Origin of the sequence: Streptomyces sp. AK010 (assembly GCF_014207295.1) — a bacterium.
In the GTDB taxonomy this organism is placed as follows: Bacteria; Actinomycetota; Actinomycetes; order Streptomycetales; family Streptomycetaceae; genus Streptomyces; species Streptomyces massasporeus.
Genome location: NZ_JACHCX010000014.1, coordinates 60,308 through 85,919, shown reverse-complemented (window position 1 = coordinate 85,919; position 25,612 = coordinate 60,308). Strand labels below are relative to the sequence as shown.

Annotated in this window: 22 protein-coding genes and 3 pseudogenes; 13 read left to right on the top strand and 12 right to left on the bottom strand. The window is 69.8% G+C overall.

Features of this window, described 5'->3' with window-relative positions; translation table 11 throughout:
- Positions 1–246 precede the first annotated feature (246 nt).
- Positions 247–4,086 (top strand): multifunctional oxoglutarate decarboxylase/oxoglutarate dehydrogenase thiamine pyrophosphate-binding subunit/dihydrolipoyllysine-residue succinyltransferase subunit, encoded by a 3,840-nt coding sequence (locus tag HDC93_RS25255; RefSeq protein ID WP_185013124.1) that lies wholly within the window; start codon positions 247–249, stop codon positions 4,084–4,086.
- Between the two features lie 88 nt (positions 4,087–4,174).
- Positions 4,175–4,354 (top strand): DUF6104 family protein, encoded by a 180-nt coding sequence (locus HDC93_RS25250; RefSeq protein ID WP_003992906.1) that lies wholly within the window; start codon positions 4,175–4,177, stop codon positions 4,352–4,354.
- Positions 4,355–4,599: 245 nt separating this feature from the next.
- Here the strand turns inward: HDC93_RS25250 and HDC93_RS25245 are convergent, their stop codons facing one another.
- Positions 4,600–5,430 carry a hypothetical protein gene (locus tag HDC93_RS25245; protein WP_185013123.1) on the bottom strand — a complete coding sequence of 277 codons (831 nt, stop codon included), beginning with the start codon at positions 5,428–5,430 and terminating at the stop codon, positions 4,600–4,602.
- A gap of 148 nt (positions 5,431–5,578) precedes the next feature.
- Here HDC93_RS25245 and HDC93_RS25240 point away from each other — a divergent pair, with 148 nt between their 5' ends.
- Positions 5,579–6,550, top strand: coding sequence for a DUF4097 family beta strand repeat-containing protein (locus HDC93_RS25240; protein ID WP_185013122.1), 972 nt, complete (start codon positions 5,579–5,581; stop codon positions 6,548–6,550).
- A gap of 1 nt (position 6,551) precedes the next feature.
- Positions 6,552–7,619: a PadR family transcriptional regulator gene (locus HDC93_RS25235; protein WP_185013121.1), complete on the top strand. Its 1,068-nt coding sequence runs from the start codon at positions 6,552–6,554 to the stop codon at positions 7,617–7,619.
- Positions 7,620–7,647: 28 nt separating this feature from the next.
- On the opposite strand, the pseudogene HDC93_RS25230 reads toward HDC93_RS25235, so the two are convergent.
- From HDC93_RS25230 to HDC93_RS25215, 4 genes and pseudogenes are all read right to left on the bottom strand, one after another.
- Positions 7,648–8,221: pseudogene (locus tag HDC93_RS25230) on the bottom strand (Clp protease N-terminal domain-containing protein).
- Complete coding sequence (locus tag HDC93_RS25225) at positions 8,221–8,430, bottom strand: HTH domain-containing protein (protein WP_003992902.1); 210 nt, start codon at positions 8,428–8,430, stop codon at positions 8,221–8,223. The pseudogene HDC93_RS25230 and the gene HDC93_RS25225 overlap by 1 nt, the downstream one beginning before the upstream one ends.
- Before the next feature lie 100 nt (positions 8,431–8,530).
- Complete coding sequence (locus HDC93_RS25220; protein ID WP_185013120.1) at positions 8,531–9,496, bottom strand: zinc-binding dehydrogenase; 966 nt, start codon at positions 9,494–9,496, stop codon at positions 8,531–8,533.
- Between the two features lie 411 nt (positions 9,497–9,907).
- Positions 9,908–11,140, bottom strand: a complete 1,233-nt coding sequence (locus tag HDC93_RS25215; RefSeq protein WP_185013119.1) for an NADP-dependent malic enzyme — start codon at positions 11,138–11,140, stop codon at positions 9,908–9,910.
- A gap of 625 nt (positions 11,141–11,765) precedes the next feature.
- Between HDC93_RS25215 and HDC93_RS25210 the strand changes: the two genes are divergently transcribed.
- Genes HDC93_RS25210 through HDC93_RS25200 form a run of 3 tightly spaced genes read left to right on the top strand, consistent with a single transcriptional unit; the run spans position 11,766 to position 14,448 of the window.
- Positions 11,766–12,716, top strand: a complete 951-nt coding sequence (locus HDC93_RS25210; protein ID WP_185013118.1) for an ABC transporter substrate-binding protein — start codon at positions 11,766–11,768, stop codon at positions 12,714–12,716.
- Positions 12,717–12,748: 32 nt separating this feature from the next.
- On the top strand, positions 12,749–13,690 hold the full coding sequence (locus HDC93_RS25205; RefSeq protein ID WP_185013117.1) for an amino acid ABC transporter permease: 942 nt from the start codon (positions 12,749–12,751) through the stop codon (positions 13,688–13,690).
- Positions 13,687–14,448: an amino acid ABC transporter ATP-binding protein gene (locus tag HDC93_RS25200; protein WP_031103312.1), complete on the top strand. Its 762-nt coding sequence runs from the start codon at positions 13,687–13,689 to the stop codon at positions 14,446–14,448. Before HDC93_RS25205 ends, HDC93_RS25200 begins: the two co-directional genes overlap by 4 nt.
- 62 nt (positions 14,449–14,510) lie before the next feature.
- Here the strand turns inward: HDC93_RS25200 and HDC93_RS25195 are convergent.
- Positions 14,511–15,305 (bottom strand): annotated as a pseudogene (locus HDC93_RS25195) (class I SAM-dependent methyltransferase); the annotation flags it as partial.
- 89 nt (positions 15,306–15,394) lie between these two features.
- Between HDC93_RS25195 and HDC93_RS25190 the strand changes: the two are divergent.
- Positions 15,395–16,054, top strand: coding sequence for a CGNR zinc finger domain-containing protein (locus tag HDC93_RS25190; RefSeq protein ID WP_311774617.1), 660 nt, complete (start codon positions 15,395–15,397; stop codon positions 16,052–16,054).
- Between the two features lie 65 nt (positions 16,055–16,119).
- Here HDC93_RS25190 and sodX read toward each other — a convergent pair.
- Positions 16,120–16,293 (bottom strand): annotated as a pseudogene (gene sodX / locus HDC93_RS39755) (nickel-type superoxide dismutase maturation protease); the annotation flags it as partial.
- Between the two features lie 223 nt (positions 16,294–16,516).
- Here sodX and sodN point away from each other — a divergent pair.
- Positions 16,517–16,912, top strand: a complete 396-nt coding sequence (sodN, locus tag HDC93_RS25180; RefSeq protein WP_007491258.1) for a superoxide dismutase, Ni — start codon at positions 16,517–16,519, stop codon at positions 16,910–16,912.
- Position 16,913: 1 nt separating this feature from the next.
- Here the strand turns inward: sodN and HDC93_RS25175 are convergent, their stop codons facing one another.
- Together HDC93_RS25175 and HDC93_RS25170 are read right to left on the bottom strand one after the other, a co-directional pair.
- Positions 16,914–18,074, bottom strand: coding sequence for a site-specific integrase (locus tag HDC93_RS25175; protein ID WP_185013114.1), 1,161 nt, complete (start codon positions 18,072–18,074; stop codon positions 16,914–16,916).
- A gap of 21 nt (positions 18,075–18,095) precedes the next feature.
- Positions 18,096–18,599, bottom strand: a complete 504-nt coding sequence (locus HDC93_RS25170) for a helix-turn-helix domain-containing protein (protein WP_185013113.1) — start codon at positions 18,597–18,599, stop codon at positions 18,096–18,098.
- A 120-nt stretch (positions 18,600–18,719) separates the two neighbouring features.
- Between HDC93_RS25170 and HDC93_RS25165 the strand changes: the two genes are divergently transcribed.
- The 4 genes from HDC93_RS25165 to HDC93_RS25150 all read left to right on the top strand — a co-directional run bounded on the left by HDC93_RS25165 (position 18,720) and on the right by HDC93_RS25150 (position 23,282).
- Positions 18,720–18,914 carry an AlpA family transcriptional regulator gene (locus tag HDC93_RS25165; protein WP_141585174.1) on the top strand — a complete coding sequence of 65 codons (195 nt, stop codon included), beginning with the start codon at positions 18,720–18,722 and terminating at the stop codon, positions 18,912–18,914.
- A 586-nt stretch (positions 18,915–19,500) separates the two neighbouring features.
- The gene (locus HDC93_RS25160; protein WP_185013112.1) at positions 19,501–20,673 is read left to right on the top strand and encodes a DUF3631 domain-containing protein; all 1,173 of its coding nucleotides are present in this window, start codon (positions 19,501–19,503) and stop codon (positions 20,671–20,673) included.
- Between the two features lie 319 nt (positions 20,674–20,992).
- The gene (locus HDC93_RS25155) at positions 20,993–21,598 is read left to right on the top strand and encodes a hypothetical protein (protein WP_185013233.1); all 606 of its coding nucleotides are present in this window, start codon (positions 20,993–20,995) and stop codon (positions 21,596–21,598) included.
- Positions 21,588–23,282, top strand: coding sequence for a relaxase/mobilization nuclease domain-containing protein (locus HDC93_RS25150; protein ID WP_185013111.1), 1,695 nt, complete (start codon positions 21,588–21,590; stop codon positions 23,280–23,282). Before HDC93_RS25155 ends, HDC93_RS25150 begins: the two co-directional genes overlap by 11 nt.
- Before the next feature lie 50 nt (positions 23,283–23,332).
- Here HDC93_RS25150 and HDC93_RS25145 read toward each other — a convergent pair whose 3' ends face one another.
- The 3 genes from HDC93_RS25145 to HDC93_RS25135 are packed head-to-tail and all read right to left on the bottom strand — an operon-like array spanning position 23,333 to position 25,548.
- On the bottom strand, positions 23,333–23,911 hold the full coding sequence (locus HDC93_RS25145) for an HAD domain-containing protein (RefSeq protein ID WP_185013110.1): 579 nt from the start codon (positions 23,909–23,911) through the stop codon (positions 23,333–23,335).
- Between the two features lie 31 nt (positions 23,912–23,942).
- Positions 23,943–24,635: a class I SAM-dependent methyltransferase gene (locus tag HDC93_RS25140; protein WP_185013109.1), complete on the bottom strand. Its 693-nt coding sequence runs from the start codon at positions 24,633–24,635 to the stop codon at positions 23,943–23,945.
- Between the two features lies 1 nt (position 24,636).
- Positions 24,637–25,548 carry a phosphotransferase gene (locus HDC93_RS25135; protein WP_185013108.1) on the bottom strand — a complete coding sequence of 304 codons (912 nt, stop codon included), beginning with the start codon at positions 25,546–25,548 and terminating at the stop codon, positions 24,637–24,639.
- Positions 25,549–25,612: the final 64 nt, after the last annotated feature.

Below are 25,612 nucleotides of genomic sequence, written 5' to 3'. Positions count from 1 at the left end.
CGTCCGCACTGACGGACACGTGTGATCAGGCACAGGCCCGCGCCATCGGCGCCCGGGGCCCTGCCCCGCTCATCCCTCCTGAAGCGGAACCACGCTTGTTTCCCGCCATTTCAAGCCCCGAAACACAGTTCAAGATGTGACTTGCACGACGTTGCACCGGCCCGACCTGACCTTCCCCGTCCAGGGGGCGTAGCCTTGATTCCCGCTGTCCATCATCTTGTGAAGCGGAAGAGGGCGGTTGCCGCCGTGTCGCCACAGTCCCCCAGTAACTCGAGCATCTCGACCGACACCGACCAAGCGGGGAAGAACCCTGCCGCGTCGTTCGGTGCCAACGAGTGGCTCGTCGACGAGATCTATCAGCAGTACCTCCAGGACCCGAATTCGGTAGACCGAGCCTGGTGGGACTTCTTCGCCGACTACAAGCCAGGGGCGGCCGCCGCCTCGGCTCCGGCGGGTACCGCGGCCGCGGGGGCCGCGGGGACCACCACCGCTCAGGCGGCCGCTCAGGCCGCTCCCGCCCAGGCCCCCGCCCCGGCGGCCGACAAGCCCGCCGCCGCGCCGGCTCCCGCCCCGGCTCCGGCCCAGGCGAAGCCCGCCGCACAGGCACCGGCCCAGGCCCCCGCTCCGGCGCAGGCCGCCCCGGCCGCGAAGCCCGCCGCCAAGCCCGCCGCCAAGCCGGCCGCCGCGAAGAAGGCCGAGCCCGCCGGTGAGGCCCCCTCGGGCCCCGAGCAGGTCGTCCTGCGCGGCCCCGCCGCCGCGGTCGCGAAGAACATGAACGCCTCCCTGGAGGTGCCCACGGCCACGTCCGTGCGCGCGGTCCCGGTGAAGCTGCTCTTCGACAACCGCATCGTCATCAACAACCACCTGAAGCGCGCCCGGGGCGGGAAGATCTCCTTCACGCACCTGATCGGCTACGCCATGGTGCAGGCCATCAAGGCCATGCCGTCGATGAACCACTCCTTCGCTGAGAAGGACGGCAAGCCGACCCTGGTCAAGCCGGAGCACGTCAACTTCGGCCTCGCGATCGACCTGGTCAAGCCCAACGGCGACCGCCAGCTCGTGGTCGCGGGCATCAAGAAGGCCGAGACGCTGAACTTCTTCGAGTTCTGGCAGGCCTACGAGGACATCGTCCGCCGCGCCCGCGACGGCAAGCTGGGCATGGACGACTTCACCGGTGTGACGGTCTCCCTGACCAACCCCGGCGGCCTCGGCACCGTGCACTCCGTGCCGCGCCTGATGCCCGGCCAGTCGGTGATCATGGGCGTCGGTTCCATGGACTACCCGGCCGAGTTCCAGGGCACCTCCCAGGACACGCTGAACAAGCTCGGCATCTCGAAGGTCATGACCCTCACGTCGACCTACGACCACCGGGTCATCCAGGGCGCCGCCTCCGGCGAGTTCCTGCGGATCGTCGCGAACCTCCTCCTCGGTGAGAACGGCTTCTACGACGACGTCTTCGAGGCGCTGCGCATCCCCTACGAGCCGGTCCGCTGGCTCAAGGACATCGACGCGTCGCACGACGACGACGTCACGAAGGCCGCCCGCGTCTTCGAGCTGATCCACTCCTACCGGGTCCGCGGCCACGTCATGGCCGACACCGACCCGCTGGAGTACCAGCAGCGCAAGCACCCCGACCTGGACATCACCGAGCACGGCCTCACGCTCTGGGACCTGGAGCGCGAGTTCGCCGTCGGCGGCTTCGCCGGCAAGTCGATGATGAAGCTGCGCGACATCCTCGGCGTCCTGCGCGACTCGTACTGCCGCACCACCGGCATCGAGTTCATGCACATCCAGGACCCGAAGCAGCGCAAGTGGATCCAGGACCGCGTGGAGCGCCCGCACACCAAGCCGGAGCGCGAGGAGCAGCTGCGCATCCTGCGCCGGCTGAACGCGGCGGAAGCCTTCGAGACCTTCCTGCAGACGAAGTACGTCGGCCAGAAGCGCTTCTCCCTGGAGGGCGGCGAGTCCGTCATCCCGCTGCTGGACGCGGTGCTGGACTCGGCCGCCGAGTCCCGCCTGGACGAGGTCGTCATCGGCATGGCCCACCGCGGCCGCCTGAACGTCCTCGCCAACATCGTCGGCAAGTCGTACGCGCAGATCTTCCGCGAGTTCGAGGGCAACCTCGACCCGAAGTCGATGCACGGCTCCGGCGACGTGAAGTACCACCTGGGCGCCGAGGGCACCTTCACCGGTCTCGACGGCGAGCAGATCGCGGTCTCCCTGGTCGCGAACCCCTCGCACCTGGAGGCGGTGGACCCGGTCCTGGAGGGCGTCTCGCGCGCCAAGCAGGACATCATCAACAAGGGCGGCACGGACTTCACCGTCCTGCCGGTGGCGATCCACGGCGACGCGGCCTTCGCGGGCCAGGGCGTGGTGGCCGAGACCCTGAACATGTCGCAGCTGCGCGGCTACCGCACCGGCGGCACGGTCCACATCGTCATCAACAACCAGGTCGGCTTCACCGCGGCCCCCGAATCCTCGCGTTCCTCCATGTACGCGACGGACGTGGCCCGCATGATCGAGGCCCCGATCTTCCATGTGAACGGCGACGACCCGGAGGCCGTGGTCCGTGTGGCCCGTCTGGCCTTCGAGTTCCGCCAGGCGTTCAACAAGGACGTGGTGATCGACCTCATCTGCTACCGCCGCCGCGGTCACAACGAGTCGGACAACCCGGCCTTCACCCAGCCGCTGATGTACGACCTGATCGACAAGAAGCGCTCGGTGCGCAAGCTCTACACCGAGTCCCTCATCGGTCGCGGCGACATCACCCTGGAAGAGGCCGAGCAGGCGCTGCAGGACTACCAGGGCCAGCTGGAGAAGGTCTTCACGGAGGTCCGTGAGGCCACGTCCCAGCCGGGCGCGGTCGAGTCCACGGACCCGCAGGCCGAGTTCCCGGTCGCCGTGAACACCGCGGTGACCACGGAGGTCGTCAAGCGGATCGCCGAGTCCCAGGTCAACATCCCCGACCACATCACCGTCCACCCGCGTCTGCTGCCGCAGCTGCAGCGCCGGGCGTCGATGGTCGAGGACGGCACCATCGACTGGGGCATGGGCGAGACCCTCGCGGTCGGCTCCCTCCTGCTGGAGGGCGTCCCGGTCCGCCTGGCCGGCCAGGACTCGCAGCGCGGTACGTTCGGCCAGCGCCACGCGGTCATCATCGACCGCAGCACCGGCGAGGAGTACACGCCGCTGCAGTACCTCTCCGAGGACCAGGCGCGGCTCAACGTCTACAACTCCCTCCTCTCCGAGTACGCGGCGATGGGCTTCGAGTACGGCTACTCGCTGGCCCGCCCCGAGGCGCTCGTGATGTGGGAGGCGCAGTTCGGCGACTTCGTCAACGGCGCGCAGACGGTCGTGGACGAGTTCATCTCGTCGGCCGAGCAGAAGTGGGCGCAGACCTCCGGTGTCGTCCTGCTCCTGCCGCACGGCTACGAGGGCCAGGGCCCGGACCACTCCTCGGCCCGCCCGGAGCGCTTCCTCCAGATGTGCGCGCAGAACAACATGACGGTCGCCATGCCGACGTCGCCGTCGAACTACTTCCACCTCCTGCGGTGGCAGGTGCACAACCCGCACCACAAGCCGCTGGTGGTCTTCACGCCGAAGTCGATGCTGCGCCTGAAGGCCGCGGCGGCCAAGGCGGAGGAGTTCACGACGGGCCAGTTCCAGCCGGTCATCGGCGACACGACGGTGGACGCGGCCGCGGTCAAGAAGGTCGTCTTCTGCGCCGGCAAGGTCTACTACGACCTCGAGGCGGAGCGTCAGAAGCGCGGCGTGACGGACACGGCGATCATCCGCATCGAGCGCCTGTACCCGCTGCCGGGTACCGAGCTCCAGGCGGAGATCAAGAAGTACCCGAACGCCGAGAAGTACCTGTGGGCCCAGGAGGAGCCGGCGAACCAGGGTGCCTGGCCGTTCATCGCGCTCAACCTGATCGACCACCTGGACCTGGCGGTCGGCGCGGACGTCCCGCACGGCGAGCGACTGCGGCGCATCTCCCGCCCGCACGGTTCGTCCCCGGCGGTGGGTTCCGCGAAGCGGCACCAGGCGGAGCAGGAGCAGCTGGTGCGTGAGGTGTTCGAGGCGTAAGTCGCCCTCGCGCGTCCTGTACGGCCGGGCCGCATCCCCACTATCGGGGGTGCGGCCCGGCCGTTTGCGCGCACTTATCCTTGGGGGCATGTACTTCACGGACCGTGGCATCGAGGAACTGGAGAAGCGGCGCGGCGAGGAGGAAGTCACCTTCGAGTGGCTCGCCGAACAGCTGCGGACGTTCGTCGATCTCAATCCCGACTTCGAGGTACCGGTGGAGCGGCTGGCCACGTGGCTGGCGCGGTTGGACGACGAGGACGATGAGTAGGGGTCGCGTCGGCGTCGGTTGCCCCGCGCGGCGACGAGCCGACGACGCGGTGTCGCCGGTCGTCCCAACGGCGACGTATAGGCGCCGCGGTGCCGTCGACCGTCCCACACGGCGAGGAGTAGAGGACGCGGCCCCGCCCGCCGCCCCACAAGGCGACAAGCACAGGACACGGCCCCGCCCGGCCGCCCCACAAGGCGACGAGCAGGGGACGCGTCGCCGCCCGCCGTCCCCCGCGCCGGACGGTGTCAGTCGCGGGGGTGCGTGAGGGCGTAGGTCAGCCCCAGTGCGCCGTGCGCGAGGAGCAGGGCTCCGGCCGTGGCCCAGCCGCCACCCCGCCGCCGCAGGCCCTGTACCAGGAGCGGCAGGCCCGCCGCCACCTGTGCCAAGGCCAGGGCGCGGGCCCTGGGGCCGCCCGTCCAGGGCATCCAGGGGCCGAGTCGGCTGTGGTCCTCGGTGTCGCGTTCGGCGACCGCCCCGCGCCAGCCCGGCCACTCGACGGGCAGGCTGTCCGGCCGTCCGGCGGCGGCCTCCAGGAGGCGGTCGGCGGGTTCGCCCGGGGCGAGTTCGGCGGGCAGGGCGACACCCACGCCCGTGAGGACCGCGAGCAGGCCGCGCAGGCGGGCGCGTGCGTCGGCCGCCGAGTCGGGTGTGGACAGCCGGTCGAGAGCCTGCACCTCCAGGACGGGGTCGAGGCCCAGGCGGGCGGCGAACGCGCGCATCGCCTCGTCCTCCCCCACCGGGACGCCGCTCGCGAGCCACACGAATCCGACCGGGCGGCGGAAGCCGGACGCGAAGATGAATCCCGCGTGGTCGGGGTCCCACCACAGGGCGAGGACAGGCCAGGGCGCGCCGACGGCGAGGGCCGTGGTCCAGCCCGTGACCACCCGGTCGACGGGCTCGGCGCCGTCCCGCCAGGGCCTGCCCTCAGGGACGAGAACGCTCCATTCGTCGCCCGCGCGCGTGAGCCGCATCGGTTCGCGCAACAGGTGGGCGACGGGGGCGACGGATGCGGGCGCCGCCCGGCACAGCAGCAGCGCCCCAGACGCGGGACCGGTGCGGTCAGCTTCCGTCGGCATGCTCACACGCTAGGGCGAATCACCTGATTCTGAGTACTTTTATCCGCCTACTCACCCCCAGAACGGGTGTCTTGACTTTCCCGGACCGCGATATATCGTGAATACGAGAGGACGCGATATGGCGCGTCGAAGCGGGGAGGTCTGCACCATGTCCGAGTGGTCCGTCACGGAACCGAGCAAGCTCACCTTCGACGAGCCCGTGAGCGATCTGCACGTACGCCTCGTCAACGGAACGGTGAACGTGGTGGGCACCGACGAAGGTTCCGCCCGCCTGGAGATCTCCGAGATCGAGGGGCCACCCCTGGTGGTGACCCAGCAGGACGGCGTCCTGACGGTGGCCTACGAGGACCTGCCCTGGAAGGGCTTCCTCAAGTGGCTGGACCACAAGGGCTGGCGCCGCAGCGCGGTGGTCTCCCTGACCGTCCCGGCCGGCACCCGCGTGGAGGTGGGCGTGGTCGGCGCGGCCGCCGTGGTCTCCGGGATCCAGGGCCCGGCGGTGGTGAAGGGCGTCACCGGCGACACGACGCTCGTGGGCCTCTCCGGCCCGGTCCGCGCCGACACGGTCTCCGGCAGCCTGGAGGCCCAGGACGTGACCGGCGACCTGCGGTTCAACTCGGTCTCCGGCGACCTCACGGTGGTCGAGGGCTCCGGGCCGTCCGTGCGGGCGGATTCGGTCAGCGGCTCGATGATCGTCGACCTCGACCCGAACGGCCCGACGGACGTCCGGCTGACCAGCGTCTCGGGTGAGATCGCGATCCGGCTGCCGTACCCGGCGGACGCGGAGGTCGAGGCCAACACGGCGAGCGGCTCCGTCTCCAACGCCTTCGACGGCCTGCGGGTGCACGGCCAGTGGGGTGCCCACAAGATCACGGGCCGCCTCGGCGCGGGCACCGGCAAACTGCGGGCCACCACCGTCTCCGGCTCGATCGCCCTGCTGCGCCGCCCGACCCGAGAGGACGACCCCGATGAGCGAGAGGACGTCCCGCCCGCCGCCGGCGGCGCGTCGGCAGCCCCGGGGAGCGACCCCCAGGGCGGCTCGGGAGACAATTCCGTCTCCGGCCCGGGCGATGACCCCACCACCACCTCGGCCGACGGCACGACCGACAAGAAGGTGCTCTGACATGCCCCCCGTCTTCGCCCACGGCCGCCTCCGCCTCTACCTGCTGAAGCTGCTGGACGAGGCCCCCCGCCACGGCTACGAGGTGATCCGCCTCCTCGAGGAGCGCTTCCAGGGGCTGTACGCACCATCGGCGGGCACGGTCTACCCGCGCCTGGCCAAGCTGGAGGCCGAGGGCCTGGTCACCCACACCACCGAGGGCGGCCGCAAGGTCTACTCGATCACGGACGCGGGCCGCGCCGAGCTGGCCGACCGCAGCGGCGAGCTGGCCGACCTGGAGCTGGAGATCCGGGAGTCGGTCGCGGAACTGGCCGCGGAGATCCAGGCCGACGTGCGTGGAGCAGCCGGCGACCTGCGCCGCGAGATGCGCGCCGCGGCGACCGAGGCCCGCCGGGGCACCGGCACCAGGGCCGACGGCACGACAGGCACCCCGTACGGCGACTTCTCGCAGTACGGCGACAAGGAGGCCTGGCGCATCGCCAAGGAGGAGATGCGCCGCGCCCGGCAGGAGTGGAAGGAGCAGGCCCGGCGCGCCAAGGACGAGAGCCGTCGCGCCCGCGAGGACGCCCAGCGTGCCCGCCGCCAGGCGAAAGAGGCCCAGGAGCAGGCCCGGGTCCAGGCCCAGGAGCAGGTGCAGCGCATCACCCGCCGCGTCCAGGAGCAGGTGCAGGACCACTTCGCCCGCGGCGACTGGCCGACGGGCCTGCGCGAGGGCTTGACCGAACTGGTCAAGGAGGTGGGCGAGTTCGGCAAGGACTACGGCAAGGACTTCGGCAAGGACCTCGGCTTCGACTGGACCGGCACCGGCAGGCCCGCCCCCGAGCCGGCACCCTCAGAGCCCCCGGAGGGCTTCCCAGCCGCCTACGAACCGGCCTGGGCGCACGAGGACGCCGCAGACTCCACCGGCGACCCGGCCCGCGACCTGGACCGTCTGCTCGACCGCTTCCGGGACGACATCCGTGACGCGGCCCGCGACCACGGCGTCACCCCCGACCAGCTGCGCGACGCCCGCCGCCACCTGTCGACGGCGGCGGCCCAGATAGGAGCACTGCTGCGCACGCAGAAGAAGTAGACGCCCACAGGGGCCTCGGCCCTGCCCTTCACCCGGCCTTGGCCTCGCCACCACTGCCGTACAGCACCCGCACCAGGGACTCGTGCGTCACCCCGTGGTCGGCGAGGACCTCGGCCGGCACACCGGGGCACAGGGTCAGGGCCAGCAGGATGTGCTCGTCCCCGATGTGACGGTCCCGCTGGGCGAGGGCGACCCTCAGGGAGCGCTCCAGCACGTCCTTGGCCCCCCCGGCCGAAGGAGGTGCGCCCCGACCACCACCGCTTGTCCTTCCGGTCACCGGCCAGGGCGCCGACCCCGTGTGCCTCCTCCACGCGGGCGACGATCTCCTCCACGTCGATCCCCAGCCCGGCGAGCGCATCGGTCTCGGCCTGCGTCAGCCCGGCCCGCCGCCGCGCCTCACGCAGCGCCTCGCGCACGGACTCCCGTCCCTCACCGAGCCCGAGAGCGGCGAGCGCGAAGGACCCACGACTGCCCTCCCTGTCCAGCAGAGCCCGCAGCAGGTGCTCAGGCTCCACGCACCCCCCGCCTCCACCGCCCCCCTCCACATGCGCGTAAGCGCTCTTCACCACACCCCGGGCGTCTTTGGTGAACCGCTCGAGCATCAATGCCTCCCGTACTTCTTGTGCACGGCCTGCCTGCTCACACCGAGTTCGGTGGCGATCTCCTGCCACGACCAGCCCTGATTGCGCGCATTGCGCACTTGTACGGCTTCCAACTGCTCCAGCAGCCGACGCAGCGCGGCGACGGCCCGTAGGCCGACCCGTGGGTCACGGTCACCCGCACGCTCGGCCAGATCGGTCGCTTCGGTCATACCGTCAACCTACGTTGACACATGGCCCGCGTCAACCACAGTTGACACACGAAAACGGCCGGCCCACCCCGGACCGACCGTCAGCGCACCTCGAGCAAGCTCAGGGATTCGTCAGCACGACCTTCCCGAACTGCTCACCCGAAGCCAGCCGTTCGAAGCCCTCTCGCGCCCGGTCCATCGGCATGACCTCGTCGATGACGGGCCGCACCCCGGTGGTGGCACAGAACGCGAGCAGGTCCTCCAGCTCGTCCTTGGTGCCCATCGTGGACCCGACGACCTTGAGCTCCAGGAAGAAGATCCGGGTCAGCTCCGCGTGGGAGGGCCGGTCGCCACTGGTGGCACCGGAGATGACCAGCGTGCCGCCCGGCTTGAGCGACTTCACGGAATGGGACCAGGTGGCGGCCCCGACGGTCTCGATCACGGCGTCGACCCGCTGCGGCAGCCGCGCCCCGGACTCCAGGGCCTCGACGGCCCCGAGCTCCAGGGCACGCTTCCGCTTGGCCTCGTCCCGGCTGGTGGCGAAGACCCGGAGCCCCGCGGCCTTTCCCAGCACGATGGCCGCCGTGGCGACACCACCACCGGCACCCTGCACCAGCACGGAGTCCCCGGGCCGTACCCCCGCGTTGGTGAACAGCATCCGGTACGCGGTCAGCCACGCCGTGGGCAGACAAGCCGCTTCCGCGAAGGAGAGTTCCTTGGGCTTGGGCAGGATGTTCCAGGTCGGCACGGCGACGCGCTCGGCGAAGGTGCCCTGGTAGCGCTCGGTGAGGATGGACCGGGGTTCCTTCGGGCCGACCCCGTGCCCGCTCTGTCCGATCACGGAGTGCAGGACGACTTCGTTGCCGTCCTCGTCGACGCCGGCGGCGTCACAGCCGAGGATCATCGGCAGCTTGTCCTCTGCGAGGCCCACGCCCCGCAGGGACCAGAGGTCGTGGTGGTTGAGGGAGGCGGCCTTGACCGTGACGGTACTCCAGCCGGGACGGGCCTCGGGAGCGGGACGCTCTCCCAACTCCAGGCCGGACAGCGGCTGGTCGCGGTCGATTCGGACGGCGTAGACAGCGAACATGACCTTGACGATAGGTTCCCCGAGGAACCGAAGGAACCATCCACCCCTGTGAGACACGCCCTCTTGCCAGGTGGGCGCCGGTGTTGCTGAGGCCCGCCTGAGCCGCACGCCTGCGACGTTGGGCGGGACGCTCCCGCACCCGCGTACGGCGAGAAGGGGCCGTGTCGGGGGGTGTCCGCCCGCAGCGGTTGGCGCGTCAACGCCAGTCAGTCGGTATCGAGGTCCATCGCGCCGTTCCGAGGACGGACACCCCCCGGCGCGGCCCCGACCCCCACCCAGCGGTCAGGCGAAGACGCGCACCCCCACAGCCCGCAGCATGCAGACGCACCACCCGAACAGCCCCACCCGAACGCAAAAATGTGGCCCCGCCGGATCCGGCGGGGCCACATCACACCAATGCCGGCACCGACGTCAGCGCCGCGCCACACCCTCGGCCCGAGCAGCCGCCGCCACCGCGGCCGTGACCGCCGGCGCGACCCGCTCGTCGAACGGCGACGGAATGACGTAGTCGGCGGCGAGATCGTCCCCGACCACGGCGGCCAGCGCCTCCGCGGCGGCCAGCTTCATCCCCTCGGTGATCCGGGAGGCCCGCACCTGCAGCGCCCCCGCGAAGATCCCGGGGAACGCCAGCACGTTGTTGATCTGGTTCGGGAAGTCCGACCGCCCGGTCGCGACGACCGCCGCGTACTTGTGCGCGACCTCGGGATGCACCTCGGGGTTCGGGTTCGCCATGGCGAAGACGAACGCGCCCTTGGCCATCGTCGCCACCGCGGACTCCGCGACCGTGCCACCGGAGACGCCGATGAACACATCGGCCCCCTCCAGCGCCGCTTCCAGCGACCCGGTGATCCCGGCCTTGTTCGTGAACCCGGCCAGCTCCTGCTTCACCGCAGTGAGGTCGTCCCGGTCCGCCGACACGACACCCTTGCGGTCGGCCACCGCGACATCCCCGATCCCGGCCTCGACCAGCATCTTGGCGATGGCGACACCCGCCGCACCGGCGCCGGAGATGACGGCCCGCAGCTCCCCCAGCGCCCGCCCGCTCAGCCGCGCGGCGTTCCGCAGGGCGGCTAGCGTCACCACGGCCGTTCCGTGCTGGTCGTCATGGAAGACCGGGATGTCCAGCCGCTCCTGGAGCCTGCGCTCGACCTCGAAGCACCGGGGCGCCGAGATGTCCTCCAGGTTGACGCCGCCGAACGACGGCGCGAGCCGCACCACGGTCTCGACGATCTCGTCGACGTCCGTGCAGGCCAGGGCGATCGGAACCGCGTCCACGCCACCGAACTGCTTGAAAAGAATCGCCTTGCCCTCCATCACCGGGAGGGAGGCCTCGGGCCCGATGTCACCAAGGCCCAGCACGGCCGTACCGTCCGTCACGACGGCCACGACCGACGACTTCCACGTGTAATCGTGCACGAGCTCCGGCTGCTCCGCGATCGCGCTGCACACCTTCGCGACGCCGGGCGTGTACGCCAGGGACAGGTCGTCCTTGTCACGGACCGGCACGGTGGCCTGCACAGCCATCTTGCCGCCGCGGTGCAGCGCGAACGCCGGGTCGAAGGAGTCGAGGGGCTCCGCACCGCCCTCGTGCTCCGTATCGCCGGTCTTGCTCTCGCTGCGAGGATTGACGATCTCCGCTGCCACTTCGTTTTACCCCTTAAATCTTCATTGTTTTGAGGGTGGCCACTCCTGGTGAGGGGTGGGCGGGCACCGCGCAGGCCCATGTCGTGCTTGTACGTGTATACGTACGGGCGCGTGCGCGACGGGCGCGCCGCACACGCGCCCTGAGCCCCGGATGAGGGGTGTAAAGACCCTTCTTACCGGACGGACGGCATCGGGGACGAGTCCATAACGCGAAGGTCACATGACGCCGCCCTGACGCTTCGTCCAAAATCGGGACAAGACCTGGACAAACGAGCCACAACCACTCAAGCATCGGCGAAGCCTGCGGCCCCCGTATGGAAATCCCGGGATTTACCGAAGATCTTCCTGCCGGAAGCGGTGATTCCTGTAGAAGGTCCGGCCGTGATGTACCGGAGTGGTGCGGTTCGGGGGTCGCCCGTTATCCGATTTTGACATGGCTGGCCCCCAGAATCGCGCAGTCCGAATGGCAAGATGCCGTAATCACACGAGGTCGCGACACTCGAAGAGGTGTGCTCTCGTCGACCCACGGCACTGCCGAACCCTTCGGCATGCCGCGGCCGTGCCGAACCCATCGGCGACGGCCCGCCCCATCGGCAACTCCACCCATCCGCCGGAGGAACCCACCATGACCGCAAGCACCACCCGTCGTACGACCGCCGCGCACTCCCGGCTAGCAGCGGTCGGTGCGATCGCGGTCGCAGGCGCACTGATGCTCACCGGATGCGGTGACCAGACCAAGGACACCGGCTCCAGCGACACCGCGGCCTCGGCCCCGCTCGCCGACAAGCTGCCGCAGGCGATCCGGGACAAGGGTGTCATCAAGGTCGGCTCCGACATCGCCTACGCCCCGGTCGAGTTCAAGGACGGCTCCGGCAAGGTCGTCGGCATCGACCCGGACCTCGCCGCCGCCATGGGCAAGCAGCTCGGGGTCGACTTCCAGTTCGAGAACGGCACGTTCGACACGCTGATCACGGGTCTGCGCTCCAAGCGGTACGACATCGCCATGTCCGCGATGACCGACACCAAGGACCGCCAGGAGGGCATCGACTCCGACACCGGCAAGAAGGTCGGCGAGGGCGTCGACTTCGTGGACTACTTCACCGCCGGTGTGTCGATCTACACCAAGAAGGGCGACGACCAGGGCATCAAGACCTGGCAGGACCTGTGCGGCAAGAAGATCGTGCTGCAGCGCGGCACGGTCTCCGAGGACCTCGCCAAGGCCGAGTCGAAGAAGTGCCCGGCCGGCAAGAAGATCGCCATCGAGGCCTTCGACAACGACCAGCAGGCCCAGACCCGTCTGCGCGCGGGCGGCGCCGACGCCGGCTCGTCCGACTTCCCGGTCGCCGCGTACGCGGTGAAGACCTCCGGCGGCGGCAAGGACTTCCAGCTGGTCGGCGAGCAGGTCGAGGCCGCCCCGTACGGCATCGCGGTCGCCAAGAACCAGACGGAGCTGCGGGACGCGCTGAAGGCCGCGCTCGACGCCATCATCGAGAACGGCGAGTACGAGAAGATCATGAAGAAGTGGGGCGTCACGGACGGCTCCATCGACGCGGCCACCATCAACGGCGGCAAGTGACCGCAGCGCAGCGGCACTGAAAGGCAACACCCGTGACTGTTGACATCGACAAGACGCCGGCCGACACGCCCCCGGCCGGACCGGAGGCCATCAAGGCCATCCCGGTCCGGCACTACGGGCGGTACGTGTCCGCCGTCGTCGCCATCGCCCTGCTGGGCGGGGTCGTCTACGCGTTCTCCCAGGGCAAGATCAACTGGGGTGCGATCCCGGACTACTTCTTCGACGACCGCATCCTGGACGGCGTCGGCAAGACGCTCCTGCTGACCGTGCTGTCCATGGTGATCGGCATCGTGGGCGGCGTCATGCTCGCCGTGATGCGCCTGTCGAAGAACCCGGTGACCTCGTCGATCGCGTGGTTCTACATCTGGTTCTTCCGCGGCACCCCGGTCCTGGTGCAGCTGATCGTCTGGTTCAACCTGGGCCTGGTCTTCGAGTACATCAACCTCGGGCCGTTCTACAAGGACGAGTGGTCGGACTTCATGACCCCGTTCCTGACGGCGCTGCTGGGCCTCGGCCTCAACGAGGCCGCGTACATGGCGGAGATCTGCCGGGCCGGTCTGCTCTCGGTCGACGAGGGCCAGACCGAGGCGTCGCACGCGCTGGGCATGAGCCACTCCAAGACGCTGCGCCGGATCGTCATCCCGCAGGCGATGCGCGTGATCGTGCCGCCGACGGGCAACGAGGTCATCAACATGCTGAAGACGACCTCGCTGGTCTCGGTCGTCCAGTATCCCGAGTTGCTGCGCGCGGCCCAGGACATCGGCCAGACCTCCGGTGCCCCGGCCGAGATGCTGTTCCTGGCGGCGGCCTGGTACCTGCTGATGACGTCGGTCTTCAGCGTCGGCCAGTACTACCTGGAGCGGTACTACGCCCGTGGTTCGAGCCGGTCGCTGCCGGCCACGCCGTTCCAGAAGATCAGGGCGAACGTGCTCTCCCTGTCCAGCCGCTCCAAGCCGACGGGAGGCAAGGCATGACCGCCATGGTCAAGGCCGAGGGCGTTCACAAGTCCTTCGGTCCCGTAGAGGTCCTCAAGGGGATCGACCTGGAGGTGAAGTCCGGCGAGGTGTTCTGCCTCATCGGCCCCTCCGGCTCCGGCAAGTCGACCTTCCTCAGGTGCATCAACCACCTGGAGAAGATCAACGCCGGCCGTCTGTACGTCGACGGCGATCTGGTCGGCTACCGGCAGAAGGGCGACAAGCTCTACGAGCTGAAGGACAGCGAGGTCGCGGTCAAGCGCCGGGACATCGGCATGGTCTTCCAGCGCTTCAACCTGTTCCCGCACATGACGTCCGTGGAGAACGTCATGGAGGCGCCGGTCCAGGTCAAGGGTGTGAGCAGGGGCAAGGCCCGCGAGCGCGCCCTGGAACTGCTGGACCGGGTGGGCCTGGCCGACAAGGCGGGCAACTACCCCTCCCAGCTCTCCGGTGGTCAGCAGCAGCGCGTCGCCATCGCCCGGGCGCTCGCCATGGACCCGAAGCTGATGCTGTTCGACGAGCCGACCTCGGCGCTGGACCCGGAGCTGGTGGGTGACGTCCTGGACGTCATGCGCGACCTGGCCGAGTCCGGCATGACGATGATCGTCGTCACCCACGAGATGGGCTTCGCCCGCGAGGTGGGCGACAGCCTGGTCTTCATGGACGGCGGTGTGGTGGTCGAATCCGGTCACCCGCGCGAGGTGCTGACGAACCCGCAGCACGAGCGGACGAAGTCGTTCCTGTCCAAGGTGCTCTGACGGTACGCACGGCGAGGGGGCGGTACGGGATCTCCGTACCGCCCCCTTCGTGCGCGCTGCATCACGGCCGGCAGCAGGGTGTCCGAGGGCGAGCACCACACGGGCCTGGCCTCGCCGAACCCCTTCTCGCGCAGCAGGCGCGCGTGCCACTGGACCGAGGGCATGTCGCCGTCGGCGTGCTCGCCGTAGATCTCGTAGCGCCGGGCGGTTGGCCCGGCGAGAACCGGGTCCTTCGCCGCGAGCTGCCACCACTCCGCCCAGTCGAGGATGCCGTCCCGCTTGGCCTGATCCATGCGGGTGTGCCGCTGCGCCGGCTCCGCCGCGTTGATCCGGGGCGTCGTCTCGTCGATCATGTGGTCCGCGTTCATGAAGACACCGCCGTCGCGGACGAGTCCCGCGACCTGGCCGTAGAGGTCCGCGAGGGGTTCCCGGTGCAGCCAGTGCAGGGCCGTCGCGGTCAGGACGGCGTCGTACGCGTCGTACGGCAGCTTCGCCGGCCAGTCGGGGTCCTTGAGGTCGGCGGTGTCCAGACGGACCCGGTCGTCGCCCGCGAAGGTGCCCTCGGCGACGGCGAGGAGCGCCGTGTCGAGGTCGACGCCGGTGCTGGTGGCGTCCGGGAAGCGGGCGAGCAGCCGGACGGTGATGCTGCCCGTGCCGCAGGCGAGGTCGAGGACGCGCGGGGCGGTGCCCACGAGGGCCTCGACCTCCAGCATAGCCCGAAAGGCATGAGGGGACCCCCACCGAGCATGATCCGGAACCGCTTCTCGCGGTCGGGCAGGTACCTCCTGCCGCCGGTCCCAGCTCTCCTGCCAGGCATGCCAGTCGGCGGTGGCCGTCGTGATGTCGGCGTCCGTCATCGAACCCCTCCCTCGTAATAGCCTGGAACCACCACCAGCTGTTACAAGTGCACGCCCCCGACGACAAAGCCCCTCCGTAAGGACTACAAGTGGAACTGGCCTATTACTCGGACTATGCCGTGCGCCTCGTCAACACCGAGGAACCGGCCCGGGGCACGGACGCCCTGACGTCGGTCGAGGCCGTCCGCGATCTGTTCGGGCCCAGCCAGTCGGCGGCCCGCCGCGCCACCGACGCGGACGTGACCCGCTTCCGCGCGGTCCGGGCCCGGCTGCGCGCCGTCTTCGAGGCCGCCGACTCGGGCGACGAGAGGCTCGCCGTCGACCTGCTGAACTCGCTGCTGCTGGAGTTCCCGGTGAGCCCGCAGATCTCGGGGCACGACTTCCGTGACGACGACGGCCGCCCCCTGTGGCACATGCACCTGGCGGACCACCCGTCGAACGCCACCGCGGGCTACGCGGCGATCGCGGCGATGGGTCTGGCGTTCCACCTGACCGAGCACGGCGCGGACCGCCTCGGTCTGTGCGAGGCCGCGCCCTGCCGCAACGCCTACCTCGACACCTCCACCAACCGCTCCCGGCGCTACTGCTCCGACCGCTGCGCGACCCGGGCCAACGTGGCCGCCTACCGCGCCCGCAAACGCCTGGAGGCCGCCCGGCCCGACCTGCCCGAGAAGACGGGCCTGGCCGCCGACAGCGCCCAGCCGAGCAGCGCCCAGGGCGAGAGCCGGTCCGGCCTGCGCGGCCGGTAGCGGAACCGGACCCGCCCCAGCACCAGGTCGTCGGGCACGACGCCGTAGTCGGTGCTGTCTCCGCCGGCATACGCGTTGTCCCCCAGCACCCACCAGCCGCTCTCGCGCCGCTGGGCGACCCGCTTGACGACCAGCAGGTCCTGCTGGAAGGGGTGCCGCAGCACGACGACGTCCCCGGGCCGGATCCGGGCGCCGTAATGCACCAGGAGCCGGTCCCCGTGGTGCAGCGTGGGCACCATGGACGGCCCGGTCACCTCGGCCACCCCGAAGGGCGGGGCCGGCCTCCCCCGCTCGGACTCCTGCGACAGCTCCGGCATCACCCGGCACCTCCCCGGTTCTTCCTCCACCAGTCTCAGTCTCACCCCGGACTTTTGTCCTAAGCCCATGGGGGCACCCGCGAAAAGCCATCCCTCACGGAGTAATGTCCCCTGTGAGAAGACGATCACGAGGAAGGAATGCTCCATGCTTTCCCGCCTGTTTGCCCCCAAGGTCAAGGTCAGTGCCCACTGCGACCTTCCCTGCGGTGTGTACGACCCCGCCCAGGCCCGCATCGAGGCGGAGTCGGTGAAGGCCGTGCAGGAGAAGATGGCCGCCAACGACGACCCGCACTTCCAGGCGCGCGCCACCGTCATCAAGGAGCAGCGCGCCGAGCTCGCGAAGCACCACGTCTCGGTGCTCTGGAGCGACTACTTCAAGCCCCCGCACTTCGAGAAGTACCCGGAGCTGCACCAGCTGGTCAACGACGCCCTGAAGGCCCTCTCGGCCGCCAAGGGTTCGACCGACCCGGCGACCGGTCAGAAGGCGCTGGACTACATCGCCCAGATCGACAAGATCTTCTGGGAGACCAAGAAGGCTTGATCTATGGATAGGCCGTCTGACCTGCGGTTACGCAGGTCGCATCGCCTACCTGTCCGCACCCGGTCCGCAGGCCGCCGAGCACGGCGTCCATGACGGTCCGGGTGCGGTCTTCTTCGCCCGGCCACAGGTGGGCGTAGATCCGCAGCGTGATGACAGCGGACGCGTGGCCGAGGACCAGCTGGACCTGCTTGACGCTCGCTCCGCCGGCGATGAGGGCGGAGGCGTAGAAGTGGCGCAGGTCGTGGGTCACCATGTGCGGCAGCTCGACTGGCTTGCGGCCCTCGCGGTCGGCCGTCGCGTTCTCCGCTGCCTGGAGGGTCCTGCGGGCGCAGTTCCACTCCGTCTTCCAGCGGCGGTAGTTGAGCGGCTCTCCCTCCTCCATCGTGAACAGCCACTCCTTGGAGGGGCGTGCGGCGAGGTGCGTGAGGAGGGCGTCTGTGACCACCTCACCGACTGGGACGGTACGCCGGGACTTGGCGGTCTTCGGCGGGCCGATCTTCCCGGACTGGAGGCGCTGCCGCTCGACGCGGATGGCGCCGGCCTTGAAGTCGATGTCCGACACCTTCAGGCCGAGCAACTCGCCTATTCGCAAGCCTGATCCGGCGAGCGTGACGATCGCTGCGCGAATGTACGGCGGCATAACACGGGCCATGGCCTCGACCTGGGCGACCGTGGGCGGGGCGACCTCCTCGTCCGGCACGGGCGGGAGGGTGATCCGGCGGCACGGGCTGACCGCGATGACCTTGTCCTCGACGGCTGCGGTCATGAGGCGTACGAGGACGTCGTAGACGTTGCGCACGCTACCGGGGCCGAGTAGCTCGGACAGGCTCTTGAAGAGCACCTGGAGGTCGTTGCGGCGTATCGCCGCCATGGCGCGGGAGCCGAGCGCCGGGACGAGGTGCAGCCGCAGCGCGTTGTCGGTGATGCGCTCGCCCGCCTCGCTGGCGATGAGTGACTCCTCCCACTTCTTCGCGTACGTCTCGAACGTGGTCCGTCCGGCGCGGGGATCGACGTACTGACCCGTGACGATGCTGGTAGTGACCTCGTCGAGCCAGCGCTGGGCGTCAAGCTTGCGGTCGAAGTGGCGGGCGTGCTCCTTGCCGTCGAGGTCGCGGTAGCGGGCCCGCCATTTGCCGTTGGGGCGCTTTTGGATGTTGGCCAAGTGGCTTCTCCCTTGGGTTGGTTATCGGTAGTAGCCGCCGCCCTCGATGTACTCGGTGAGGGTGCGGGCGTCGCGCTCCTCGCCCATGAGGCGAAGGCACTGTTCGTGGATGGCCCGAGAGCTGTCGGGGTGGTCCTGGATGTGCTCGGCGATGCCGACGACGGCGTGGTGTAGGCGGTCTTCGGCATCGCGGGTCTCGTAGTACGCCTCGACGGCTTCCTGGACGAGCCGTCTGCTGTCGAGGTCCAAGCCCTCCAGGGGCGGGGACATCAGCTCTTCGAGGGGCAGTTCGAAGACGCGGGCGAAAGCGAGCGCCTCGTCGACGTTGATGCGGCGGCGTGGGGTGCCGTTCTCGATGCGCCAGACGGCGGTCTGGTTCATCTTGACGCCGGCCTTGGACACCCGGTCTGCCAGCTCGATCGTGCTCCACCCTCTGACCTCGCGCTCCAGCGCCACCCGCGCGGCGATGTTGCCCTCGCTGTAGAGCAGCGGCACCTCACCGCCGTCAGCCTTGTCGCCTGTCATCGGACCTCCATCATGACCATCACTATCCCAATTGAAACATACCCTTGCCGATTTGGTTAACCGGCGATCGTCGAGTACAACCTATGCAGACCGGATTGCTGCCTAGTCGATTGGGAATGCATGCGATATCTGACCACCGCCGAGGTCGCCGAGCGCTACCGGACAGCGGAGAGCACCGTCCGCTACTGGCGCCAGATCGAGAAGGGCCCGCGCGGCATCAAGATCGGCAAGCGGGTGCTGTACCCCGAGGCCGAGCTGCTGCGCTACGAGCGGGCCCTGAGCGAGGGCCGAGACGAGTGGGGTCTGGCCTCCTGAGCCGCCGGAGGCCCGGGACACGGAAACGGCCCTCGGCGCGCCAACGCCGAAGGCCGGAGAGTCCCCCGCACACCGCCCATCCCTGAACGAACAAGCCGACGAGGGGCTGGACCTTGCCCGTCCTGCCCCTCGTCTGAGAGGAACGTCTATGGAGGACTCTACGTCCCCCACCAACCCGAACACGGTCCCCAAGGTCAACTGGCCCGAGGTCGCGGTCCCCGGCCAAGGCGTCCCCGGACGCCGCGGGGACGAGCATTCTGCTGATGCGGTATCAGGGGACCGTCCCCTCGACGCATCCCGTCCCCTGTCGGCGCGAACCACGGTCCCCATATCCACTTCCGTTGGAGATGTGCAGGTCAGTGGCATCGGCACGCCAACGGGGACCGGTCCCCAAGACTCTGGAGTTGCACCAGGGGACCGCAGTGGGGACCGGGACACCGGCCGTCACCTGTCGCCGGGGACCGACGTCCCCGGGGAGCCGACCGACCAACAGGAGATCGCAGCCACCGATGGCGGGACACGCGCCGGCGGCCATGAAGGCGCCGGTGCTCAGGTAGCCGCTGACGGGGTCGCGCTGCTGGACGAGTTGCGGGCAGCGATCGGCAAGTACGTGGTACTGCCCAACGAGGAGGCGCTGACCGCTGTCACTTTGTGGGTGGCGGCCACGCACATCCAGACGGCTCTGCAGCATGCTCCGCGTCTGGCGGTGGTGAGCCCGACGAAGGGGTGCGGCAAGTCCCGGGTTCTGGACGTGCTCCACGAGACCGTGTACCAGCCGATGATGACGGTGAACACCTCCCCGGCGGTCATCTTCCGGGTCATCGGCAAGAACCCTCCCACCCTGCTGGTGGACGAGGCAGACACCATCTTCGGCCCCAAGGCGAGCGGTGACAGTGAGATCCTGCGCGGCCTGCTGAATGCCGGGCACCAGCGCAACCGGCCCGCGTGGCGGATCTCCGGTCCGGATCACAAACCGACCCCGTTCCCCACCTTCGCCATGGCTGCCATTGCGGGTATCGGCGACCTGCCGGACACGGTCATGGATCGGGCGGTCGTTCTGCGGATGCAGAAGCGTAAGCCGGGCGAGAAGGTCACCCCGTTCCGCTCCCGGTATTCGGTGCCGGAACTCAACGCGCTGCGTGACCGGCTGACCGCCTGGCTGGGTCCCCTGCGCGGGCAGGCTGCCCGAATGGTGCCGCAGATGCCGGTGGAAGACCGGGCGGCGGACACCTGGGAGCCGCTGGTCATCATCGCCGACCTGGCAGGCGGCCAATGGCCCGCCCAGGCTCGTGCCGCCTGCTTGGCCATGACCCGCCACGAGGCGGCCCAGGACGAGCAGAGCAGCCTGAAGACGCGGCTCCTGCGCGACATCCACCGCATCTTCGCGCAGGCGGACAACCCCGAGGCCCTGGCCACTCAGGATCTGGTCGCCTCGCTGCTCCAGGACGCTGAGGCCCCGTGGGCGGAGTACGGCACCAAAGGGCTGAACGCGTACCACCTGAGCAACCTGCTGCGGGACTTCAACATCAGCCCGGCCAACTACCGGTTCGACAAGGGCAGGCAGGCCAAGGCGTACATGCGCAACCGGTTCCTGGACGCCTGGGCCCGCAACTGCCCTGACCTCGTCGAGGCGGCACCCGAGTCCGAACGCGGCGCCGCCCCCGCCCACATGCCGCAGGGCAGGCCGCCCGCCGCCCCGGCGGGGACGCTGCCTGTCGGCCCGCCCGGTGGCCCCGCCGGACCGAAGCGCGCTCTCTGATCCCACCGGGGTCCGTATAACTCCGTCGCATCCGTCCCCGCGCAGGTCAGCGCGGGGACGGACTCTCTCGCCGGGACGGAGTTCTCCGTACCTGCCCGCGTCTCCGTACCTGTGTTGACCAGGCATGCGACGGATGCGACGGACGTGACACAGCCCGATCCCCCCTCTCCTTCGGAGCACCACCATGCACACCGAGAACGACACGAACTCCTCTTCGTCCCGCCGCTGGGGTTGGTTCAGCCGGAACCGACGAACAGCAGCAAGCTGGAGCGAACGAGCCCCTAAAGAGGCTTCGTCCGCGCTTGCCCCCGCCTCTGGGGTGGCGGAGGGAGAGGGGGCCGGGCGCCAGCGGGCGCCCGAGCCTGAGGAGGGGGTGAACGACCCCCGCACCGCGTCTCCCGCCGACAACGCCGAGCAGCCCGTCACCGACTCCAACACCCCACTCGCCGAGCCGTCTGCCCGTCAACCGCCCGCCGCCGTTGAGCAGCCCTCGTGGCGTGAGCCCGACGCCCCCACACTGCCTGCACGAATGAACCGCAAGCGCACCACCGAGAAACGCGACCAGGAGAAGAAGATCCGCTTCACGCCGACCGCAGTCCGCCTCATCGACGCCGAGGCCAAGCGGCGCCACCAGAAGTTCGCAGGCTTTGTCGGCGACGCCGCCCTCGCCGTCGCGCTCGGCAAGGCGGGCATGGTCGGCAGCCCAGAGGACGACCCCATCCGCCCGCTTGTGGAAGCCATCGAAGCGCACACCAAGGCGCTGAACCGGATCGGCACCAACCTCAACCAGGTCACGACAGCCATCCACTCCGGCGCGATACCCGAGCGCGCCGAGGCCGTCCTCGACCGCATCGAGCAGGCCGCCCAGGCCAGTTACGCACTCATGGACCGGCTCCTGGCGGAAGGAGCCGGTCATGGTGCCTGACGTCTCCACCGGCTCCAGCACCCTCGGCCTGATCAACTACCTCTTCGGAAAGGGGCGGCGCGACGAGCACACCGACCCCCACATCGTGGCCGCCTGGGACATGGCCGGCGCCCCCGACCCCGGCCGCGACCCCGAGGTCACCTACACCCAGCTCGCCCGGCGCCTGGACCACCACGTCGACCTCCGCACCCGGGAGCTCGGCGGAAAGCAGCCGCCGCAGCATGTGTGGCACTGCCCAGTGCGCACCGCGCCCGGCGACCGCTACCTCACCGACGCCGAGTGGGCCGAAGTCGCCCGTCGCGTCGTCGCCGCAACGGGCATCGCCCCCGAGGGCGACGAGAAGGCGTGCCGGTGGATCGCGGTCCGGCACGCCGACGACCACATCCACATCATGGCCACCACCGTCCGAGCCGACGGCCGCCGCCCTCGTACGAACCGGGACGGCTGGCGGGCACAGCTGGAATGCCGGAAGATCGAGGCCGAGTTCGGGCTGCGCCGCCTGAAGTCCGGTGACCTCACCGCCCCGCGTACCCCGACCGGCGCCGAGCGGGCAAAGGCGGAACGCCAGGGCCGGGAGGAGACCGCGCGGGAGTGGCTGCGCGAGCAGGCGTACGCGGTCGCCGCCGCCGTACGCAGCATCGACGAGTACTTCACCGTGCTGCGCTCCCTCGGCATCCAGGTCAGGCCGCGCATCGGCCCCGAGACCGGCGAGGTGACCGGCTACAGCCTGGCCGCGCCCGGCGACACGGCCAACGGTGAGCCGGTCTGGTACGGCGGCTCAAAGCTCGCCCCCGACCTGTCCTGCAACCGTCTGCGCGAACGCCTCCCGACCCAGGAGCTGGTCGACCGCCCTCAACCGGTGGCGGACCCGGCCGAGCCGTGGCACCGCACCGAAACCGCCATCCGTCACGCGCACGCCGTCCTCGACTCAGGTGGCGATGTTGTGGCCCAGGGCCACCTGGACGCCTTCGGCGACACCCTCCACAACCTGGCCCTCGCCAGCCATGGCCCGCATCGGGCCGAACTACAAGCAGCGGCAAAGGTGTTCAACCGCGCCCGCCGTTCGGCGATCCGGGCCGACCATCAAGCCGCCACCGCTCTGCGGGAAGCGGCCAAGGAACTCGCCTACGCCACACACGATCCGGGCGGACTCGCCATCGCCCTGATCTTCGCCGCGCTCCACCTGTCGCGGGCAGCTGCCAAGTGGCACGAACAACGCGGCCACGAGCAGCAGGCCGCCGCAGCTGAGCAAGCCTTCCGTCACCTACAGGCCGGTTACCAGGAAGCCGCCGCGCCGGTCCTGGCGGATCTCACCCGACGCGCGCCACGCTCCGCCACGATCAGCCGCTTCGAGCAGGATCTACGCACAGCCCTCCCCGGTCAGGCCGACCGCATCCTCGCCGATCCCGCCTGGCCAGCCCTGACCACAACCCTCGCCCGCGCCGAGACCGCCGGCCACAACCCCCGACGTCTCTTGGCCGAAGTCGCCGCCGTGCGAGAACTCGAGACTGCCGAACGCCCCGCCGAGGTCCTCAACTGGCGCATCACTGTCCAGCCGAACAGGCGAGCACAGGCAGCACGCAAGCGAAGCAGCACACCGGGAGCGTCCTCTCGGCCCCTGGCGCTCCAGCCCTCGGCCACGACGCCGGCCTCCAGGCCCGAGGAACGTGGACGACATCGATAGATCAAGCAGCTGGCTCTCGGACGGTGTTGCCGTCCTGCTCTGTGATCACTTCAGGCTGCTTCGGCTCCAGGAGCAGAAGCGGATTCGCTGGCTGGCACGACGGACAAGCGGCCAACCCATTCCATGACTTCAGCCAGGTGCTCGGCCAACAACCCAATGTGGGGATCAGGCTGGACCAAGAAAGTCGCCATGCCCCGCGCCGTGCGCTCTGCTGCCCAGGCATGGTCAAGGGCGGTGAAGTCATCGTCGACCCAAGCAACAGGCGTGTCGCCCAGCCAGACATCGACATGGTCTCGTTTCCAGAGATAGCCGTTGGGGTGGCTGGTGGTGATCTGCGGACGCGGGAGGTCGACGTATGGCAGGGACGGGAGGCCGAGGAGCGGCCCGATCAGTGTGGTGGCGTCCTGGCGCCAGCTGGTGCACCAGACCGGGGTGACCAGGCCGGTCCGTATGACGTCCAGGAGCAAGGGGCCATGGCTCGGGCTGAGCCATACGGTGACCGGATCGTCGGCGCTACGGCCGGTGGGAACGACATCGTGGCGGTCATGGGTGGCCGGACTGGTCCCATCGGCGTCCGGGAAGGGGATGAGGACGCCGTCGACGTCGAGGAGCAGATAGGGCGGGCGCATCGGTTTCTCCCAAGAGACGGCCGAGTGGGGGTCAGAGCTTGCGCGCGGTGATCAGCAACGTGGTGGGCCAGAGGCCGCGACGGGCGTCGTGGAACTCCTGGGCCGAGGCGAGCCAGAGGCCGGCGCGGTCGAGGTGCTTCTCCCAGCGGTCGGCATCGAAGTCCCAGCGGGCGATGGGTAGGCGGGTGCGGTCAGGGAGAGTGACGTAGTCCCGGCGGGGTCGGTCGTCGGCGGTGGGTCGCAAGCCGCCGCGCTTGGGGTGGGGGACGGAGAAGGCGAGGGTGCGCCCGGGTTTGAGGTGCTGGGCGATGGCCGGGAGCAGAAGCTCGGGGGCTACCAAGCCGATGGCCCCGAACACGGAGTAGATGGCGTCGAACTGCTCGTCGGAGGCTTGCAGGTAGTGCAGGGCATGGCCGGCGACGAAGGTCAGATTGTTCAGCCGCCCGTAGTGCGACCGGGCTCGGCGGACCTGCAGGCCGACTAGATCGACGCCGGTGACCTGGGCTCCGTAGCGGGTGGCAAGGTGGGCGGCGTTGTGACCGGGGCCGCAGCCGAGTTCCAGCAGCCGCTTGCGGCGCAGATCCGAGCCGAGAATCTCGGCTCCGGGCCCGCTGCCCGGCCGAGTCGTCCATTCCATCCGTGCGGGTACCGACAGCGGCTCGGCGGGGCTGGCCGTAGTGCGCTGGAGGGCGTGGACGTACCACGGGGAAGCCTGGGCGAGCACGTCAGACCTCCAGAAGGTGGAGGACGTCGGTGAGGTGGCGGCGTACGGCCTTGATGTAGGCGGGGTCGGTGGCCGAGTCGTTGATCCAGCGGATGGACTGTTCCATGAACCACTCGACGGCCCACATGCGGTGCCAGCCCAGCGCCCAGTTCTCAGCGGTGAGTCCGCCGCGCCGAGTGAGGGCGTCGGGGGTGCCGCCGGCGGTGACGTACTGCTCCAGGAAGACCCGCAGACGTACGGGATCGGGAGTGTCCAGGGTGCCGTGCCAGCTGGCCAGGTCGAGCAGGCCGGGGCCGGTAAAGGCGCGGGCGAAGTCCAGCAGCCGCCAGCCGTGTTGGCCAATGTAGAGGCTGGTGGGGTGGAACTCGGAGTGCACCCAGCCGAACGGCGCCACCGTCGTACCGGCCGACCGGGCCTTGGCGGCCTGAGCGATCCGGTCGAGTGCGTCCTCGATGTCGTCCGTGTCTTGCCAGCGCTCGGCCTTGCGGAGCAGGGCGAGGTGCTCCAGGGCCCGGTTCGGCAGCGTGCGGAGGCGGACCTGGTCGAGGACGGGCAAGGCAGCAGCCGTCCGGGTGCCGTGCAGGACCACGGCCGCAGCGGTGCCGTCGAGGTCGTCGGCGTCGCGGACGGCGGGGCCCAGGTCTTCCATGAGCATGCCCAGCCAGCCGTCCAGGACGGCGGAGGCGTTAACCTGCGGGACGGGGACACCGAGCGTATGTGCCAGCCGGAGGGCCTGGTCCTCACTGTCGAAGGGCCGCTTCGCGTACTTGAAGATCACGGTGCTGGCGTCGGGGAAGGTCAGGCGCTCGACACTGGACATGGACCACACGCGCACCTCCTCGCGCACGGCGGTGGTCCGTCCGGCCATGGTGAGCAGGTTGTCGAGGAGTTCGGCGCTGGGGTTCGCGGTCACGTGGGGGCTCCAGAGAGGTTGAAGGCGTCCGGGGCGGGTTAGAGGTGCCGGCCCGCCCCGGAGC

Excerpts from the sequence above, each read along its gene's own strand:
- HDC93_RS25245 (WP_185013123.1), bottom strand. The coding sequence starts at position 5,430 with ATGCCGACGGAAGCTGACCGCACCGGTCCCGCGTCTGGGGCGCTGCTG.
- HDC93_RS25145 (WP_185013110.1), bottom strand. The coding sequence starts at position 23,911 with ATGCGCCCGCCCTATCTGCTCCTCGACGTCGACGGCGTCCTCATCCCC.
- HDC93_RS25210 (WP_185013118.1), top strand. The coding sequence starts at position 11,766 with ATGACCGCAAGCACCACCCGTCGTACGACCGCCGCGCACTCCCGGCTA.
- HDC93_RS25240 (WP_185013122.1), top strand. The coding sequence starts at position 5,579 with ATGTCCGAGTGGTCCGTCACGGAACCGAGCAAGCTCACCTTCGACGAG.
- HDC93_RS25220 (WP_185013120.1), bottom strand. The coding sequence starts at position 9,496 with ATGTTCGCTGTCTACGCCGTCCGAATCGACCGCGACCAGCCGCTGTCC.
- HDC93_RS25170 (WP_185013113.1), bottom strand. The coding sequence starts at position 18,599 with ATGACAGGCGACAAGGCTGACGGCGGTGAGGTGCCGCTGCTCTACAGC.
- sodN (WP_007491258.1), top strand. The coding sequence starts at position 16,517 with ATGCTTTCCCGCCTGTTTGCCCCCAAGGTCAAGGTCAGTGCCCACTGC.
- HDC93_RS25225 (WP_003992902.1), bottom strand. The coding sequence starts at position 8,430 with ATGACCGAAGCGACCGATCTGGCCGAGCGTGCGGGTGACCGTGACCCA.
- HDC93_RS25235 (WP_185013121.1), top strand. The coding sequence starts at position 6,552 with ATGCCCCCCGTCTTCGCCCACGGCCGCCTCCGCCTCTACCTGCTGAAG.
- HDC93_RS25200 (WP_031103312.1), top strand. The coding sequence starts at position 13,687 with ATGACCGCCATGGTCAAGGCCGAGGGCGTTCACAAGTCCTTCGGTCCC.
- HDC93_RS25250 (WP_003992906.1), top strand. The coding sequence starts at position 4,175 with ATGTACTTCACGGACCGTGGCATCGAGGAACTGGAGAAGCGGCGCGGC.
- HDC93_RS25150 (WP_185013111.1), top strand. The coding sequence starts at position 21,588 with ATGGTGCCTGACGTCTCCACCGGCTCCAGCACCCTCGGCCTGATCAAC.
- HDC93_RS25165 (WP_141585174.1), top strand. The coding sequence starts at position 18,720 with ATGCGATATCTGACCACCGCCGAGGTCGCCGAGCGCTACCGGACAGCG.